Here is a 13,827-nt window from a genome sequence, read left to right as displayed (position 1 = left end):
AACGCCGCCGGGTGGGCCGCCGCCGCGGTCTTCCTGGCCTTCTGGCTGCCCTACAACAACGGCCTGCGGCCCGAGCCGGTCGTGGTGCTGTTCTCGCTGCTCGCGCTGTGCGCGGTCGAGCGCGCGGTGGCCACCGGGCGGCTGATGCCCGCCGCGCTCGGCCTGGTCGTGGCCGCGCTGTCGGTGGGCGCCAACCCGCACGGCCTGGTGTCCGTGCTGCCGTTCATCGCCGCGCTGAAACCGCTGTTCCGGTTGGTGCGCAAGCGGGCGCAGGAGTTCGGGTGGCTGCCGGTGCTGGCGCCGATCGCCGCGTCCGGGTTCGTGATCCTGACGCTGGTGTTCTCCGACCAGACCTTCAAGTCGGTCATGGACGCCACCGAGCTGCGCACCGACCTCGGCCCGAGCCAGAGCTGGTACGAGGAGCTCAGCCGCTACAACCTGCTGTTCAGCCCGACGCCGGACGGCTCCATGACCCGGCGCTTCCCGGTGCTGCTGGTCATCCTGTGCCTGGTGACCTGCGCCGTGGTGCTGCTGCGCCGCAGCCGGATCCGGGGCGCGGCGCTGGGCCCGAGCCGACGGCTGCTGGCGATCACCGCGATGGCCTTCGGCGTGCTGGTGCTGACCCCCACCAAGTGGTCCCACCACTTCGGCATCTTCGCCGCCTTCGGTGGGGCGCTGGCCGCGCTGACGGCGTTGGCCACCAGCAGCACGGTGCTGCGGTCCAAGCGCAACCGCGCGGTGTTCGTCGCGATGCTGATGGTGATCCTGGCGTTCGCGGCCACCGGGCCCAACGCCTGGTGGTACGTCTCGGGCTGGGGCGTGCCCTGGTTCAACATGCCGCCGCAGCTGGCCGGCTACGAGCTGAGCACGATCTTCCTGGTGTTCGCGGCGATCGCGCTGATCGTGGCGTTCATCGAGCACCTGCGCATCGACGAGAACAACCCCAAGGTGGTCGACGAGCGCTTCGGGCGCGAGGAGAAGCACAGCCGCGCGCTGCGGCTGGGCACCGCGCCGCTGTCCATCGTGTGCGCGCTGCTGGTGCTGTTCGAGCTGGCCAACTTCGGCAAGGTCATCCAGAAGCAGTGGGGCAGCTACAGCATGGGTGCCGACAACGTGAAGCAGATCGTCGGATCGAGCTGCGGGTTGTCGGACTACGTCTACGTCGAGACCAACCCGCAGTCCGGCATGCTGCGGGTCTCCCCCGAGCAGCCCGCCAAGGGCGCGCCGTCGCAGGACGTGCGCATCCCGATCCCGCCGACGCGGCTGGAGGGCAAGGAGGACATCGACGAGTACATGCGGGCCAAGATGGTCGGCTTCAACCGGCCGGGCCTGCCCGCCACCGACGACGTCGGCAACGACCCGCAGGAGCCGGACTTCAAGCCGCCGCACCAGTTCGGCAACGACCGGGCGCCGGTGTGGGGCAGCTACGACCAGGCCGGGACCGGCACCGGCGAGCTGCGCACCCAGTGGTACGACCTGCCGGAGCGGGCCCAGACCGGTGAGGTGCCGGTGGTGATCTCGCTGGCCGGCAACGAGTTCGGGGCCAACTCGATCTCGCTGGAGTTCGGCCACGACACCCCGGAGGGCTTCCTCATCACCGCCCGCAAGTACGTGGTGCAGCCGGGCGGCCCGGGGTGGCGGGACTTCCGCTACACCATCGGCGGGCTGTCCGAGGGCGCCACCAAGATGCGCGTGGTGGCCACGGACAACTCGGTGGGCCCGAACGGGTGGATCGCGGTCAGCGCGCCGCGCGCGCCGCAGCTGGTGAACATGACCGACTTCGTCGGCGACCAGCCGACGTTCGTGGAGTGGACCGCGGCGCTGGTGCACCCGTGCCTGCAGCTGCCGGGCGTGCACAACGGCGTGGCGGAGATCCCGAAGTTCCGGGTGTCGGCCGGTGCCGAGGTGCGCGACATCGGGCAGGGCTGGTCGTCGCCGGACGCGGGCGGCCCGTTCGGCTGGCTGAACGTGGCGACCAGCATGCGCGAGCTGCCGACGTACCTGAAGAACAACATCCACCGGGACTGGGGCTCGCTGTACGCGGTCGACCCGTACGAGCCGGACGCGCTGCCCGCGCAGGCGGCGATGGACGTGCACCGCGAGACGCACTGGGGCACCTGGACGCCGGGCCCGCTGTCGAAGACGGTCCACCTGCCCGGCGACGTCCCGAGCAGCGACGACCGCAACGACGTGAAGGGCTTCGAGGCACCGGAGGAGCCCGAACCCGAGCAGTGACCGGTTCCGCTCGCGGGGCGCGGTTCCCACCGGGGATCGCGCCCCGCTGGCTACGCCGTGGGCGAAAAGTGCTGGTAGGCGGGGTCGCGGCCCTCTGCTGAGGGTGAAACGGGGTGCCCCGGCCGGGGTGGCCGTGGTGCGCTGGTCGTCGGGTCCTCGACCGTCGGGGGCCGCTGCGATTGGGGATTGCCATGCCCGAGACCCGACCCGGCCTGGTGCTGCACATCGCCGGGGTCAGCCAGCCGCTGCACATCGCGCTCGACCAGGCCGAGGCGGACGCGCTGCGCGACGTGCTCGCCGACCTGATGGCCAACGGTGAGACGAAGGCGCTCACCACCGCCGACGGCGGCAGCTTCGCGGTGAACTTCGCGCACGTGGCCACGGCGCACGTCGAGACGACGCGCTCCGACGCCAACGCCTACGGTGCCCCGGCCCGGGGCACCGGCTTCCGCAACTGACGTCATCCCGACCGGACGGGGCTGGAGCGGCGGGAGCTCCGTTTCCGCAGGTCAGGACTCGTGAGTGTTTTTGGTCGCTCCTACGACCACTCGCACTCACGAGGTCTCACCAGCGGAAACGGAGCTCACACCGCAAGGCGGAGCAGCCCTGCCGAGCAGCAGTGCTCCGACGAGCGGTCAGTCGCGGAAGATCAGGATCTTGAGCATCACGAAGTTGATCAAGGTGCCGAGGCCCTGGGCGATCACCCAGAACAGGGTGAACTGCCACGGCTCCTGCGCGTTGAACAGCACCACAAGCAGCTGGTTCGACCCCATGTTCACGAAGAACGTGATCGTGTAGAGCAGCGCGAACGCGCCCGCCTTGGCCCTGGTGTTGCCGGTGTTCGCCCCCTGGAAGGTGAACTTCCGGTTGATCAGGTACGAGGCCGTGGTGCCGAGGATGAACGAGATCGACTTCGACAACCACACCGGCCAGCCGAGCAGGCCCAGCAGCACCGAGTACGTGCCGAAGTCGATGATGGCGCAGCCGCCGCCGATCACGACGAACCGGATGAGCTGGTTCAGGACGCCCAGGCGCTTCGGTTCCGCCTGGTCCGTTCGGGCTTCCGCCACGGCCACTGGTTCACCTCGGGAATCGACGGCAGGTCGTTCGGTGCCCGCTCGCGGAGCACCCGGCTCGGGCGCCGAAGACGCGGAAGATCGAGCTCCACACACGTCCCGGGCGAGTGTAGCGATGACGCGCCGCACACCGCCGGAGACCGCGCGCACCCGCGGCTGTCGGCCGGTCCCGCGCGGATAGACTCGGCTGGGTGGGATCGGTAAAGGACGAGCTTCAGACGCTGACCGGCTGGGGGCGCACCGCGCCCACCAGGGCGCGCGTCGTCAGCACGCCGGACGTCGAGGCGATTGCCAAGGCGGTCCGCGAGGCGGGCGCGCGGGGCGTCATCGCCCGCGGTCTCGGCCGCAGCTACGGCGACCCCTCGCAGAACGCCGGCGGCACCGTCATCGACATGACCGCCCTCGACCGGGTGCACCTGATCGACGTGGACAACGCGACGGTGGTCGTGGACGCCGGGGTGTCGTTGGACACCCTGATGCGCCGACTGCTGCCGCACGGGCTGTGGATCCCGGTCCTGCCGGGCACCCGCCAGGTCACCGTCGGCGGCGCGATCGGCTCGGACATCCACGGCAAGAACCACCACTCGCAGGGCTCGTTCGGCAGCCACGTGCTGTCCCTGGATTTGCTCACCGCCGACGGCGAGGTCCACACGCTGACCCCGGACGGCGAGGGCGCCGAGCTGTTCTGGGCCACGGTCGGCGGGATGGGCCTGACCGGCATCATCCTCAAGGCGACGATCCAGCTCAAGCGCGTCGAGACCGCCTACTTCCTGGTCGACAACGTGCAGACGAAGAACCTGGACGAGCTGATCGAGCACTTCACCGACGGCTCGGACGACAACTACGTCTACTCCGTCGCCTGGTTCGACTCGCTGGCCCGCGGTGACAAGCTCGGCCGCGCGCTGCTGACCCGCGGCAACTCGGCCAGGCTCGAGGACCTGCCGAAGAAGCTGCGCAAGGACCCGTTGAAGTTCAACGCCCCGCAGCTGATGACCGCGCCGCCGATCTTCCCCAACGGCCTGGTCAACAAGTTCACCATCACCGCGTTCAACGAGGTCTGGTACCGCAAGGCGCCGACCAGGTTCGGCCTGGTGCAGAACATCACCCAGTTCTTCCACCCGCTCGACCTGGTCGGCGAGTGGAACCGGGTGTACGGCCCGAACGGCTTCCTGCAGTACCAGTTCATGGTGCCGTTCGGCCAGGAGGCGATGTTCCGCCGCTCCATCGACAAGATCAGCGCGTCGGGACACGTGTCGTTCCTGAACGTGCTCAAGACGTTCGGCGAGGGCAACCAGGCGCCGATGTCCTTCCCCCGCAAGGGCTGGACGCTCACCGTCGACATCCCCGTCACGCCGGGCCTGGACCGGCTGTGCAGCGAGCTGGACGAGATGGTCCTGGAGGCAGGCGGTCGCCTGTACCTGGCCAAGGAGTCCCGCACCACGGCGGAGATGATCGAGCGGATGTATCCGCGCATCGACGAGTGGCGCAGGATCCGCGCCGCCGTCGACCCGGAGGGCGTCTTCCGCTCCGACCTGTCCCGGAGGCTTGACCTGTGACCGAAGCACTGGAGACCAAGACCCTGATGGGCTGGGCCCGCACCGCCCCCTCGCGGGCGCGCGTGCTCAGCACCACGGACGTCGACGCGATCGCGGAGGCGGTCCGCACCGCCGACGAGCGCGGTGTCATCGCCCGCGGCCTGGGCCGCAGCTACGGCGACGTCGCGCAGAACGCCGGTGGCGTGGTCGTCGACATGACGCGGTTGAACCGGATCCACGAGATCAACCCGGACACCGCGATCGTCGACGTGGACGCCGGGGTCAGCCTGGACCAGCTGATGAAGGCCGCGCTGCCGCACGGCCTGTGGGTCCCGGTCCTGCCGGGCACCCGCCAGGTGACCATCGGTGGCGCGATCGCCAACGACATCCACGGCAAGAACCACCACAGCGCCGGGAGCTTCGGCAACCACGTGGTGTCGATGGACCTGATCACCGCGGACGGCGAGATCCGCACGCTGACGCCGGAGGGCCCCGAGGCGGAGCTGTTCTGGGCGACCGTCGCGGGTATCGGGCTGACCGGCATCATCGTCCGGGCGAAGATCAGGATGACCCGGACCGAGACCGCGTACTTCATCGCCGACGTGGACCGGACGGCCAACCTCGACGAGACGATCGAGCTGTTCAGCGACGGGTCCGACGAGAAGTACACCTACTCCTCCGCCTGGTTCGACACGATCTCCACCGGCTCGAAGCTGGGCCGCGCCGCGTTCGGCCGCGGCTCGCTGGCCACCGTCGACCAGCTGCCGCCGAAGCTGCGCGCGAACCCGCTGAAGTTCGACGCGCCGCAGCTGATGACACTGCCCGACATTTTCCCCCCGGGGCTGGCCAACAAGCTGTCGTTCACCGCGATCGGCGAGCTGTACTACCGCAAGACCCCGAAGCGCGGGCGGGACCTGATCCAGAACCTCACCGCCTTCTACCACCCGCTCGACCTGTTTGGCGAGTGGAACCGGGCCTACGGCTCGCAGGGCTTCCTGCAGTACCAGTTCTCCCTGCCCTACGGCAAGGAGGAGGACCTCAAGCGGATCACCCGCAAGGTCGCGCACTCCGGCCACGTCTCGTTCCTCAACGTCATCAAGAAGATGGGCGAGGGCAACCGGGCTCCGCTGTCCTACCCGCACCCGGGTTGGCTGGTGTGCCTGGACTTCCCGATCGTCAAGGGCCTCGGCCGGTTCTGCACCGAGCTCGACGAGGACGTCCTCGCGCTCGGCGGGCGCCTGTACACCGCGAAGGACTCGCGGACCACGGCCGGGACCTTCCACAAGATGTACCCGCGGGTGGACGAGTTCCGAAAGATCCGCCAGACCGTAGACCCCGAAGGCATTTTCGCCTCAGACATGAGCCGGAGGCTTGAGCTGTGATCGACGCCGTTGGAAACCCGCAGTCCCTGCTGCTGCTCGGTGGCACGTCCGACATCGCGCTGGCGACGGCCGAGAAGTACGCCGCCCAGCGACCGCTGCGGATCGTGCTCGCCGCCCGCGAGTCCGAGCGCCTGGACGCCGCCGCCGAGCGGCTGCGCAAGACCGGCAGCACCGTGGTGACGGTGCCCTTCGACGCGCGCCAGATCGACTCGCACGCCGAGGTCATCGACAAGGCCTTCGCCGAGGGCGACATCGACATCACACTGGTCGCGTTCGGCGTCCAGGGCGACAACGAGCAGGGCTGGACCGACGTCGCGGCCGCCCGCGAGCTCGCCGAGGTCAACTACGTGGCGCCGATGACGCTGGGCGTGCGGCTGGCCGAGAAGCTGCGCAAGCAGGGCCACGGCCACCTGGTCGTGATGTCCTCGCCGGCCGCCGAGCGGGCCCGCCGCTCGAACTTCGTCTACGGCTCCTCGAAGGCCGGGCTGGACACCTTCTTCACCGGCCTGACCTACGCGCTGGACGGCTCCGGCGTGAAGGTCACCGTGGTGCGCCCGAACTACGTGCACACCAAGCTGACCGAGGGCATCAAGCCCGCCCCGATGGCCCAGCAGCCGGAGCAGGTCGCCGACGTGATCGTCGACGCCGTCCGCAAGGGCAAGGAGCAGGTGTGGGCGCCCGCGCAGATGCGCTGGGTGATGACGGTCCTGCGGCACGTCCCGCGCGTCATCTTCCGCCGCCTGCCGTTCTGACGAACGCGCTGCAGCGCCCGCCTGGCCGCGGAGTCCCCCGCCGGGCGGGCGCTGGCTCGTCCTGCGGGCGGACCGTCGCAGCAGCTGCGCGGAATGTCCGTTGATAACGTTTTGGTCTTCCTGGCAACATTCTGCTGCCCAGGTGCGATCACCTCTGTGACGGCGCTTTTCCCCGCGCCGCTCGAATTGCTTCCCGACGCGCTTCGCGCTGGGGGAAGACGGATACCTGGCGAAGTGGGGTTCACCGGGTGCCCGTGTCCGTGGGCCCTCCACCTGCCCTGTTGTCCGGAGGGCCCACGGAACGTCGTGCGCTCACCCGCCAGGCCACTGGTCCAGTCCTGCTGAACTGCCGAAAAGGCGCGGAAAACCTCGAATTCGCGGGCAACCTGCGCGCGCCGTCGCGCGATCAACAGGTGACCGAGCGAAAGGGGTTTACGCGTGATCGCAAGAAGTATCGCGGCGTCCACCGCCGCGGCAGCCGTGCTCTCCCTGGCCTTGACCGCACCCGCCGCGGCGCAGGACGAGCCGTCCACCACCGCGCCCGCGCCGACCGGGTCGGTGACCGCCGAGCCGGAACCGACCACGACCCAGCCGGTGCCGACCACGACCCGGCCGGAACCCACCGCCACGCAGCCGGTGCCGACCAGCACCGAGCAGCCGGACCCTGGTGACGGGGCGATCCAGCAGCGCTACGAGTCGATGACCGACGAGGAGCGGGCGCAGGTCGGCGAGCCGGTCGGGGACGAGGTCGTGGCCGACGAGGGCCTGCGCTGGCAGGACTTCACCCACGCCCGCTTCTACTGGACCCCGGACACCGACGTCACCGTGGTCCGCGGCCTGATCTACCAGCGGTTCCTGGAGCTGGGCGGGCACGACGAGGTCGGCGTGCCGATCACCGACGAGCTGGCCAGCAGCGGCGGCGGGCGCTACAGCGACTTCCGCACCCGCGACGGGGTGATCCACTCCGCGATCTACTTCTCCACCCGCACCGGCGCGCACCGCGTCGTCGGCCCGGTCCTGGAGCACTTCCGCGCGCTGGGCGAGGACGCCCACTTCGGCTTCCCGGCGACCGACACCCGGCTCACCCCGGACGCCTTCGGCGCCTACAACCACTTCGTGATGCCGGGCTCGCAGCACCAGGACGCCTCGATCTACTGGACCCAGCCGAGCGGGGCGAACGCGGTGCAGGGCGCGATCCGGGAGAAGTGGGCGGCCAGCGGCTGGGAGGCCGGTCCGCTGGGCTACCCGGTGACCGACGAGCTGACCGCGCCGGACGGCGTCGGCCGCTACAACCAGTTCAACGGCGACGGCCAGTTCCCGGCCGGGATCGTGTGGAGCCCGGACACCGGCGCGCACTCCGTGCAGGGTGTGATCGCGCAGCGCTACGTCGAGCTGAGCGGGCCGGGCGGGGTGCTCGGCTACCCGACCACCGACGAGCTCGGCACCCCGGACGGGCGCGGCCGGTACAACCACTTCACCGGCACCGGTGGCGCGTCGATCTACTGGACGCCGCAGACCGGGGCGCACGAGGTGTACGGCGGGATCCGCGCCCGCTGGGCGCAGCTCGGCTGGGAGCGCTCGTACCTGGGCTTCCCGGTGAGCGGTGAGCACGACGTCCCGCAGGGCCGGGCGAGCGACTTCGAGCACGGCGTCATCGAGTGGCGCAGCGAGACCGGCGAGGTCGTCGACCGACCTGCCGAGTGACCGACTCGTGAGCGGCGATGGTGGTAAGAGCGACCATCGCCGCTCACGAGGTAGTTGCTGGGAGTCGTGAGTGGCGATGGTCGTCAGAACAACCATCGCCGCTCACGACTCGTCTGTGACGCAGGACACCAGGCCTGCGGTGGAACTGCGACCAGCGCCACACGTCTTCCGGACAGCAAGGGCCAACGGCACGACGTCAGGGGGCATCCGGGACATGCGCGCACACATCATCGGGAAAACACTGGTCGCCGCGGCGGTGGGCGCCGCCTCGCTCACCGCTTGCGGGAGCCTCCACGCGGATTCGCCGCAGTCGACGCGGGTCACCGCCGAGACCACCGCGAACAGCGCCACCGCCGGGACGGCTTCGGACCGCACTGAGGCCGCTTCGGGGGCCAATCTGTCCACTGAGGACACCACCGGGGACAGCGCCCGCGAGCTCGGCCCCTGCTCGGTGCAGCAGGTCGAGTCGGAGTTCGTGCTCGCCACCACCGGCCGGGTCGCCGGGCACGTCACGATCACCAACAACAGCGGCGAACCCTGCCAGTTGGACAACGCCCGGCCGGCCATCGAGTTCACCGGCCGCGACGGCACGCCCATCGAGGACGTCAGCTACCTGCCGGGCAGGCCCGGCACCACCCCGATCACGCTCGCGCCTGGCGACTCCGCCGCTGCGGAGCTCGACTGGCAGGACATGGGCGACCAGTGCGTGGCCCGGGTGTGGGCGATGGACATGGCGCTGCGGCCGGGCGAGGCACCGAAGTCGTTGGACCCGCTGGCCAACGACAAGCCCTGGGTCTTCGACCTGTGCGGCCACGAGGTCACCGTCCACGGCTGGCGGGAGGCCTGACGGTCAGCCCTCCCGGCGCTCCAGCACGAGGTGCGAGTCGCCCGCCCAGGTCGAGCCCATGGACCACTCGCCCGGCCCCGGCTCCCGGCGCAGGACGTGGGTGATCGGGCGCGGGGGTTCCGGGGTGAAGTTGCGGTAGTTGAGCTCCAGCAGGGCGCGGACCGGCGGGCTGGCCGCGTCCAGGCGCTGCCGCAGCTGGTCGGGCAGGTAGCCGCGGTCGGAGAAGCCGTCCACCACCGCGCATTCGCAGAAGTAGGCGAGGGTGCCGATCTCCCCCGGGCTGCTGACCGTCCCCGCACCCACCTGGCGGCCGACCTCGGTGCCGATGCGGGCGTAGTCCGCCGCGCTCGCCCAGTTCGTCGCGATCGCCGCCTCGCGCCACGGCATCCCGTGCGCGGCGGCGAACCACGCCTGCGCGACCAGCAGGCCGCAGCCGAGGAGCAGCGACAACTCTCGGCGCGCAGCACCGAGGGCACCGGCCAGCAGCAGCGTGAGCCCGATCAGGCTCGGCGCGTAGTACCAGTGGTACGGCGGCACGCCCATCAACGTGTAGACGTAGTAGTGCGCGACACCTCCGAGGCCGAGCAGCACCCACGGCCAAAGCCGCACCGCGCGCCGGAACGCACGCATCGCGCACAGCACCGGTAAGCACACCAAGCCGAGCAGTGGCGGGATCAACGCGACGACCACCGCCGTCGAGTAAGCACCGTGGTAGAGCCAAAGCCCGTTGCTGAAGTCCCAGTCGCCCCACGACCGCTGCAACTGCTTGATCACCAGCGTGTCCGGCACCGCGGAACCGAAGTAGAACCAGCTGAAGGTGAACCAGGGCAGCGCGACCGCCGCGGCGGTCAGCAGCCAGCGCCACCAGCCGCGCCACAAGCCGGGCCGACCGATCAGCACCACCAGCACGAAGACCGCCAGGTCCAACCGGGTCAGCGCGAGCAGCCCAGCCGCGACCCCGAACAGCACCGGCTGGCACCGCACCGCCGCCAGCAGCAGCAACCCGAGCAGCGCCGAGGCCAACGTCATCTCCAGGCCGACCGTGGAGAGCACCAGCGGGTTGCCGACGACCAGCAGCGCCCCCAGCGGACCCGTCCAGCCGGGCAGGCCGGATTCGCGGGCGGCAGCGCGCAGCAGCAGCGCCAGCGCGATGTTGGCCAGCACGAACACCACGCCCAGGGCGACGACGGGTTGCCGCAGCACTGCGGTGAACGCGGCGAGCACCAGCACGTTCAGCGGCGCGGTCGCGGAGTTCGACACCTCCCCGCTGATCAGGCCCCAGTGCCCGTGGAACGCCAAGTTGCGGGCGTAGCTCAAGGTGATGTAGGAGTCGTCGATCAACGCCTCGTGCACGACCCAGAACGCCACCGCCGCGACCGCGCCAACCACCACCGTCCACACCGGCCACCCGCTCCGGACCCGTGGTGGCGCGCCGTCCAAGCGGGCCGTCCCGCGGATGGCTGGCGCGACTTCCTCTGCAATGCGCACGTTCGCTCTCCCGTCTCCTCGACATCTGCACGCCGGTGCGGACGGGCCCGTTGCCCCGATCGGGCAACCTGCGGGGTGTGGCGATCGTCAATCGGCTGGACGAATTCGGCGCGCGGCAACAAGTGATCGCGCAGCGCGTTCGACAGGATTACCCGCGGGCACCTGCGACGCCGGGGAGGACCGTTGGAGCACCTGAGCAGCTCCGTGCAACTCGAACTACCCGCCGAACCCGAACCGGCAGGACCACCGCGCCGGTCGCGGGTCGGTCGGTGGCTGGCGCACCTGCTCGCCCTCTGCGTCGGCGTGATCGGCCTGGTCTGCGCGATCGCGCTGCCGTTCGCGCCGGTGTGGGTGGACCGCACCGAGGTGCACTGGCCGGGTCCGAGCCCCGAGACCACCACTGCTCTCTTCGCGCCCTATCGGCCCGCGTCGTTCGAGGCGTCGGTGCCGTGCCCGGTGATGCGCAGCGCCCTCGACCGGCCGGGGCGGACCACGGTCCTCACCACGCTGCCGCCGGGCAGTGACCGCGAAGGGCTGGTGCTCGCGACCAGGGACGGCAAGCCGGAGCTGGTGCTCGGCCAGCAGCAGGTCCAGCTCCCTCCCGGGGCCTGCGCGCTGGACATCAGCGCTGACGCGCAGCGCACGCTGGTCACCGTCGACGGCCGGACACCGGTCGAGCTGCCCGGCACCGCCGCGCCGGAGATCTTCACCTTCGCCACCGACCTCGACCCCGGGCAGCTGACCGGGACCTCGGTGACGGCCCGCACCTTCTCCTGGTTCGACACCTCGCCCACCGAGCTCAAGACCACCCTGATCAGCGCCGCGCTGGTGCTCGCGGTCGCCTCGCTGGTCCTGCTCCTCGTGCACGCACCACCGGCGTTCAGCGCCGTGCGGGTGGCGCTCACGCCGCTGCCGGTGGACGTCGGTGTCGCGGCCGTGCTGGCGACGTGGCTGGTCATCGGCCCGCTCACCGACGACGACGGCTTCGCGATGATGACCGTCCGCAACTACGACGACGCCGGGGACATCGGCAACTACTACCGCTGGTTCAACGCGTCGGAAACCCCGTTCACGCTGGTCCAGCACCTGATGCGGTGGTGGTCGGCGGACGACCTCTCACCGGTCTGGCTCCGGGTGCCCAGCGCGGTGGCCGGGCTGCTGACCTGGCTCGTGGTCAGCCGCGGCATCGTGGCGCCGGTGTGCCGGGGCACCCGGCGGTTCCCGCTGCACCTGGTCACCGCGGTGCTCTTCCTGGCCTGCTGGCTGCCGTTCGGGCTGGGCATCCGGCCCGAACCGTTCGTCGCGCTGGGCACGTCCGCGCTGGTCGCCGCGCTTTTGAAGCTGAACCGCACGCGTGCCCCGCAGCTGTGGCTGGGCATCGCGGCGCTGCTCACCGGGCTGACCGTGGCCGTCACGCCGACCGGGATCAGCGCGCTGCTCATCGTGCTGGTGTTCGCCCCGCGCATCTGGCGGGTGCTGGCCCAACGCGGCGCGCTGCCCCGCTGGGTGCTGGTGCCGACCCGCGGCGCGCTGGCCGCGTGCCTGGCCGGGACCGGTCTGGTGGCGATGTTCGCCGACTCGTCCTGGCGCGGCGTCATGGCCGCCACCCAGGTCCACGACGAGTTCGGGCCGAGCCTCGGCTGGTACCAGGAGATCGACCGGTACGCGGCACTGCTGGGCACCGGGATCTGGGGCACTTCGGCGAAGCGGCTGGTGGTGTTCCTGGTGGTCGCGGCCGCGCTGATCGCCGGGGCCTGCGCGGTGCGGCAGGTGCACCGCTGGACCTCGGTGGGCGACCTGCCGGTGCTGCTCGGCTCCGCGGCTGCGGTGCTGGCCGCGTTGTGGCTGACGCCGTCGAAGTGGACCCACCACTTCGGCGCGCTGTCCGGGGTCGGCTCGGCGCTGCTCGCAGTGGTCGTGGTGGTGCTGGTGCGGGTGGGCAGGCTCCAGCACGCGAAGCGGGAAGCGCGGCTGCTGGGCGTGTTCGGCGCGATCGCGGCGGCGGTGGCGGCGGCGCTGGCGTTCATGGGGCCGAACACCTGGCCGATGCAGTCCGACTTCGCCGTGCCCTGGTCGGATTCCCCGGTGCGGCCCGGTGTTCCGCTGGACAGCCCGGCGTTCTGGCTGGTCAGCGCGGTCGCCGTCGGGCTGGGGGCGCTCGGGGTGCAGGGCGCCCGCGCCGCGCTGCGGTCCCGGCCCCGGAACCGCCTGCCGTGGACGGTCATGCCCGCGTCGGTGCTCAGCGGGGCGGCGCTGGCCTCGGTGCTGGTGCTGCTCGGCTCGTTCACCGCCGCGCCGCAGGTGATGGGCGACCGGTTCTCGGTGCCGCGGATGAACTGGCTGGCCCTGCAGGGGGCCAACTGCGGGCTGGAGGACGAGGTCCAGGCGCTGCCCGTCGCCGAGCAGCTGTGGCCGCTGGTCGGCGCGGCGGAGCTGGACGGGTTCACCGAAGGCGGCGCCCCACCGCAGGAAGCCGACCTGCGCACCGCCGGTTCGGGTGAACCTCTGCAGGTGGTGCCGCCGGAACCGGTGCCCGAGGACGGCCCGCGCGACGAGGTGCAGGCGACGGCTGCGAGCGAGCACTCCTGGACCAGCCAGACCGGTGGACCGCAGAACACCGGCTCGCTGGTCAGCCCGTGGTTCGGGTTGTCGCAGCTGAGCAACGACCAGGTGCTGTCGTTGTGGATCGCCGGGCGGCCCGAGCAGGGCAACACGCTGGCGCTGGAGTTCGCCGCCGCAGGCCGCTCGCTGGGCGTCCGCGAACTGCACGACCCGCCGCCGACGGAGCTGCCGTTCGAGGACCCGCGC

The 13,827-nt window shown here is 70.9% G+C and carries 10 protein-coding genes; 8 read left to right on the top strand and 2 right to left on the bottom strand.

The features are described 5' to 3' along the window. Window positions 1–2,235 (top strand): arabinosyltransferase domain-containing protein (locus tag ABT324_RS32690; protein ID WP_351185547.1); only part of this gene is annotated, 2,235 nt, incomplete at its 5' end. Window positions 2,236–2,426: 191 nt separating this feature from the next. Further along, the gene (locus ABT324_RS32685; RefSeq protein WP_351185544.1) at window positions 2,427–2,693 is read left to right on the top strand and encodes a hypothetical protein; all 267 of its coding nucleotides are present in this window, start codon (window positions 2,427–2,429) and stop codon (window positions 2,691–2,693) included. 177 nt (window positions 2,694–2,870) lie between these two features. Here ABT324_RS32685 and ABT324_RS32680 read toward each other — a convergent pair whose 3' ends face one another. Beyond that, a complete protein-coding gene (locus ABT324_RS32680) occupies window positions 2,871–3,305 on the bottom strand; it encodes a GtrA family protein (RefSeq protein WP_351185541.1) in 435 nt (144 codons plus the stop codon). Window positions 3,306–3,502: 197 nt separating this feature from the next. Here ABT324_RS32680 and dprE1 (ABT324_RS32675) point away from each other — a divergent pair, with 197 nt between their 5' ends. From dprE1 (ABT324_RS32675) to ABT324_RS32655, 5 genes are all read left to right on the top strand, one after another. Beyond that, window positions 3,503–4,867, top strand: coding sequence for a decaprenylphosphoryl-beta-D-ribose oxidase (gene dprE1 / locus ABT324_RS32675; RefSeq protein WP_351185538.1), 1,365 nt, complete (start codon window positions 3,503–3,505; stop codon window positions 4,865–4,867). Window positions 4,868–4,893: 26 nt separating this feature from the next. Further along, complete coding sequence (dprE1, locus tag ABT324_RS32670; RefSeq protein WP_351185550.1) at window positions 4,894–6,228, top strand: decaprenylphosphoryl-beta-D-ribose oxidase; 1,335 nt, start codon at window positions 4,894–4,896, stop codon at window positions 6,226–6,228. Next, window positions 6,225–6,980: a decaprenylphospho-beta-D-erythro-pentofuranosid-2-ulose 2-reductase gene (gene dprE2, locus ABT324_RS32665; protein WP_351185535.1), complete on the top strand. Its 756-nt coding sequence runs from the start codon at window positions 6,225–6,227 to the stop codon at window positions 6,978–6,980. Before dprE1 (ABT324_RS32670) ends, dprE2 begins: the two co-directional genes overlap by 4 nt. A 438-nt stretch (window positions 6,981–7,418) precedes the next feature. Beyond that, window positions 7,419–8,684 (top strand): hypothetical protein, encoded by a 1,266-nt coding sequence (locus tag ABT324_RS32660; protein WP_351185532.1) that lies wholly within the window; start codon window positions 7,419–7,421, stop codon window positions 8,682–8,684. A 214-nt stretch (window positions 8,685–8,898) separates the two neighbouring features. Beyond that, window positions 8,899–9,531, top strand: a complete 633-nt coding sequence (locus tag ABT324_RS32655; protein WP_351185529.1) for a DUF4232 domain-containing protein — start codon at window positions 8,899–8,901, stop codon at window positions 9,529–9,531. A 3-nt stretch (window positions 9,532–9,534) separates the two neighbouring features. Here the strand turns inward: ABT324_RS32655 and ABT324_RS32650 are convergent, their stop codons facing one another. Further along, window positions 9,535–11,019: a hypothetical protein gene (locus ABT324_RS32650; protein WP_351185526.1), complete on the bottom strand. Its 1,485-nt coding sequence runs from the start codon at window positions 11,017–11,019 to the stop codon at window positions 9,535–9,537. Window positions 11,020–11,202: 183 nt separating this feature from the next. Between ABT324_RS32650 and ABT324_RS32645 the strand changes: the two genes are divergently transcribed. Then, on the top strand, window positions 11,203–13,827 hold a 2,625-nt coding region (locus ABT324_RS32645), incomplete at its 3' end, for an arabinosyltransferase domain-containing protein (RefSeq protein WP_351185523.1).

The sequence above is a fragment of the Saccharopolyspora sp. NPDC000359 genome, from assembly GCF_040300525.1.
Taxonomy (GTDB): Bacteria; Actinomycetota; Actinomycetes; order Mycobacteriales; family Pseudonocardiaceae; genus Saccharopolyspora.
Note: the sequence above shows the minus strand (reverse complement) of the source record. Positions and strands in the feature narration are given on the sequence as shown.